Origin of the sequence: Microcystis sp. LEGE 00066 (genome assembly GCF_015207925.1) — a bacterium.
GTDB lineage: Bacteria > Cyanobacteriota > Cyanobacteriia > Cyanobacteriales > Microcystaceae > Microcystis > Microcystis ichthyoblabe_A.
In genome coordinates this window covers 1-1,183 of record NZ_JADEVX010000373.1, presented here as the reverse complement: position 1 = coordinate 1,183, position 1,183 = coordinate 1, and the positions used below count along the sequence as shown (strand labels likewise).

The window sequence follows — 1,183 nt, the reverse complement described above, 5'->3', positions numbered from 1 at the left end:
TAAGAGACAGCCCTACCCCCACCAACAAACTTTTTGCCGCAAACCCTAGATAGGAGCTTGCAGGAAGTCTAATAAAATCGGATTAACTATTTCTGGGGCCTCGTCCTGGGGACAGTGGCCTAAGCCAGCTAAGGGGATAAACTTTTTTACTGTCGGGAATCGTGCTAATTCTTGGCCCAAGGGCAAGGGTTCCCAGGGATCCTCGCTACCCCAAAGCAGAATAGCTGGACAGGGGAGAATCGGCAGTAGGTCTTCCGGGAGTGGGCCGCCAGAATAACCGGTAAAAGCGAGGAAAACCTCGATCGCTCCTGGATCTCTGGCGGGTTTTAAGATTATTTCCACTAATTCCTCCGTTACCGCTTCCGAGCGCCGATAAGCTTGCAGGAGAATTTTACGCACTGTCTGGGGTTTAGCGATCTGTTGGAAGAAAAAAGCCCCAATTGCTTTATTTTTGAGAATTATTTGGGCAATATCCGCTCCTAAACGACGATACCAGGGTATTTCCCCCCGTTTTCTTTCGTGAAGTAGTCTGAGGGAACAATTAATCGCCGCCACCCCAAGGACAAAATCGGGATGATCGACGGCAGCCTGCATAATGGCGATGCAACCGATGGAATTCCCCGCCAAAAAAGCAGGACCCCCCACCACTTCCCGACAAAAATCGGCAATTTGCGCCCCCCAAGTCTCGAAAGTGTAATCGATCTCGTTTTTCGGTTCGGGTTTGTCGGAACCGCCAAAACCAATTAAATCTAGGGCAAAACAGCGACATTTTTCGCCTAAAACAGGGATATTTTTCCGCCAATGTCCCCAAGATGCCCCAAATCCATGCACAAGCACGATCGCTGGTCCTGTCTCCCCCGCACTTTGATAGGTGATTTTGAATCCCCGCCAATGCCAGATTTTTGGTTGTGTCTCTAATCCTAGAATTTGCTGCATACTTTGTTGTGTCTGTAAAGTATTTGTTGCTTTTCTTAATATATACTGTCAGGTTAAGTGGCGGCTTGGCTGGTGGTCTGGGGATGAGGTTTAAAGACTGATCGGGTTCCAATTATTTTTAACCCACATTCCGCACCCTCAACTGTCACAGATCAAAAAAGCCATTAAAGTAGTACATAATAACTAAAATTAATTCAAAGGTTAAAAGGGTTAATGAGAATATATAGCATTAAAAGGGGTATGGAGC

The 1,183-nt window shown here is 46.7% G+C and carries 1 protein-coding gene; it reads right to left on the bottom strand.

Features of this window, described 5'->3' with window-relative positions; genetic code table 11:
- Positions 1 to 45 precede the first annotated feature (45 nt).
- Positions 46 to 936 carry an alpha/beta fold hydrolase gene (locus IQ224_RS23620; protein ID WP_002741061.1) on the bottom strand — a complete coding sequence of 297 codons (891 nt, stop codon included), beginning with the start codon at positions 934 to 936 and terminating at the stop codon, positions 46 to 48.
- Positions 937 to 1,183 lie beyond the last annotated feature (247 nt).